Below are 2,907 nucleotides of genomic sequence, written 5' to 3'. Positions count from 1 at the left end.
TTACTTGTTTAATAGCCTTTAAAGTGCCAGCATATTGATCAGTAACCAGACAATCGGGACGACCATAGGTCGTCAATAAACGTTTCAAAAAATGATAGGCGGATTGATAATCACGATGTTTACGTAACTCAAAATCTAGTGTTAATCCATGACTATCAATGGCTCGATAGAAGTAATACCAACGACCTTTGATTTTAATATAGGTTTCATCAACTCGCCAGCTTTGACTATGAGTATCTCGCTGTTTTCGCCATAATAATTTGAATAGTGGCCCGTAATGGTGAACCCAGCGCATGACGGTTGTATGATGAATAATAATTCCACGGTCACGCAAAATTTCAACCACATCACGGTAGCTTAATGAGAATCTAAAATAGTAGCCAACGGCTACCAAAATAATATCTTTTTGGAAATGTCGCCCTTTAAAATAATTTTCCATCATCGCTACCTCGCTTTTTAGGCTAATTATACTCAAAATAAGTTTACCTGAAAAATTTTGCACCAGAACCGTAAACAGTTGGTCACTGTTAATCCAAGAAAGACATCTCAAATCTGCTCAAGCTGTGGGTACGATGATGGTAAACATACCTTAGATATTAGACAGTGGATATGTCCTAACTGTGGTATTAATCACGATAGAGACATTAATGCTGCTATCAATATATTAAACGTTTAATAAAAGACTAAACTGGGTCGGAACGACCCTTAGTAAATAGCCGTAACCTCTGCACTGATATTCCTAGAATATACGTGTAAGTCAGCGGTGTTCCTAGAAGCTCGTTACTTTAGTGACGAGTAGTTCACTAAAGACTATGCCGATGACATTTTCATCTGTGATTTCTCTTAACCCCGATTAACAAAAGCAAAACGCGATTCAGTTAAACATTTCTGTCATCAACAAATGTTATTGTATAAATGCGAGCTATGCTATAATAAAACTGTAAGTCTAACATTATCGTTAGACTTAAAATAAAAACTCAGAAAGGTCTGACTACATGCAACTAAAAGATGTTGTTAACGAACTATCATTGTCAGAAATGCAAATCACACGACTTGCCAATGATAAAAAAATTGTTCGCTATCACAAAAATCATTCAAAGATGTGGGAATATGACGACGAAAGTGTCTTCGTTTATAAGCATTATCTCGAAGAAAAACAACGCTTAGCACAACGTTATAATACCCAAAAAACCGTAATCAAGCGCAACAAATCCATTGCTAAATTCCACCGTGAAAACATTACAAACGCTGTCACAAAAGCATTTGAAGATGTGTATTCAAACATCGAAGACCACATCACCAAGATTGATCAAATTGTTGATTTAACAATTAACAAATTGTTACGACAAAATAAAATGCAATTTGACATTACTGAGATTCAATCCGCCGTTGAACAATCACTTGTTGATGTTGAAGAATTTAAAGTTGCCGAAGCGTATACAGCATATCGTTTACAACACGACATCGATCGTAAAAAACAAACATCTGTTGATTACCAAATTAACAAGCTATTGAAAAAAGATGATGACGTTGTTAACGAAAATGCTAACAAAGACGCTGATGTTTATGCCACCAAACGTGATTTGACCGCTGGTGCCGTTTCAAAAGCAATCGGCTTAAAAATATTGCCAAAAAAAATTGCCGATGCTAATATCAAAGGTTTGATTCACTGGCATGATTTAGATTATAGTCCTGCAAACCAATATCACAATTGTGGATTAATCGACTTAGAAGACATGTTGAAGAATGGATTCACATTAGGAAACGCTGATGTTGAATCGCCCCACACATTGACAACCGCGGTAGCACAAGCATCACAGATACTTTCAGCGATAAGTTCATCTCAATATGGTGGTTGCTCCTACGATCGCATTGACGAAGTCCTCGCACCATACGCTAAAAAATCATTTAAAAAGCACTTAAAAATTGCTAAATCATTAAACATCGAAGATCAAAAGAACTACGCAGAAATAATGACACGCCGCGAAATTCAACAAGCTATGCAAAGTTTCGAATACGAGATAAATACACTCTATTCATCAAATGGACAAACTCCTTTTGTGACGCTAGGGTTTGGACTTGGTACTAGTTGGTTTGAACGTGAAATTCAAATCGGTATCCTTCACCAACGCATTGCTGGACTAGGTAAAGATCATCGGACTGCAATTTTTCCAAAGTTATTATTTACAATTAAACCCGGCGTTAACATGCATCCAAAAGATCCCAATTATGACATCAAGAAACTCGCTTTAAAATCAGTTATTAAACGCATGTCACCCGAAATTCTAAACTATGACAATGTCATCGATATTACTGGCAGTTTTAAAGCCTCAATGGGCTGCCGCAGTTTTCTTAGCGCGATGTCACCAGAAGATTTAAAAGCTCGTGGCGAAACACATGATTACTCAAGCGGACGCTTAAACCTAGGTGTCGTTAGTTTAAACCTACCAAGAATTGCACTTGATTCAAACGGTGACAAAGAAAAATTCTGGAAATTACTCGATGAACGTCTAAATCTACAACGTGATGCTTTACTTTTTCGAATTGAAAATGTTAAACAAGCCTTACCGAAATACAATCCAGCCGGATTCATGTATGGCGGATATGGTCGTTTAGATCCTGATGGAAATGTCGACGAACTGTTTAATCACAACCGTGCATCCGTTTCAATGGGATACGTTGGTTTATACGAAATGACCGCTCGCTTCTATGGTGACTGGCAACATGATCACACTTACAATCAAGAAGCGCACGACTTTGCATATTCCGTCATTAAACACATGAACGAAAAAGCTGCGGCATGGAAAAAACAATATGGATACGGTTTTTCAGTTTATGGTACTCCAGCCGAAAGTCTGAACAGTACCTTTGAAGAAATTGACCATAAACTATATCCAAACGTACCAT

2 protein-coding genes and 1 pseudogene are annotated in these 2,907 nt (G+C 37.3%); 2 read left to right on the top strand and 1 reads right to left on the bottom strand.

Annotated features, from left to right (window positions below):
* On the bottom strand, positions 1-439 hold a 439-nt coding region (locus tag MMY95_RS15370), incomplete at its 3' end, for an IS6 family transposase (RefSeq protein ID WP_241277802.1).
* Between the two features lie 72 nt (positions 440-511).
* On the opposite strand from MMY95_RS15370, the pseudogene MMY95_RS15365 reads away from it, so the two are divergent.
* Positions 512-676, top strand: a pseudogene (locus MMY95_RS15365) (zinc ribbon domain-containing protein); the annotation flags it as partial.
* 319 nt (positions 677-995) lie between these two features.
* Positions 996-2,907, top strand: a 1,912-nt coding sequence (gene nrdD, locus MMY95_RS15360; RefSeq protein ID WP_241277801.1) for an anaerobic ribonucleoside-triphosphate reductase, incomplete at its 3' end; no start/stop codon positions are given.

The sequence above is a fragment of the Lactiplantibacillus sp. ME-2 genome (assembly GCF_022549155.1).
Lineage (GTDB): Bacteria > Bacillota > Bacilli > Lactobacillales > Lactobacillaceae > Lactiplantibacillus > Lactiplantibacillus plantarum.
This window is presented reverse-complemented; position numbering and strand designations above follow the sequence as displayed.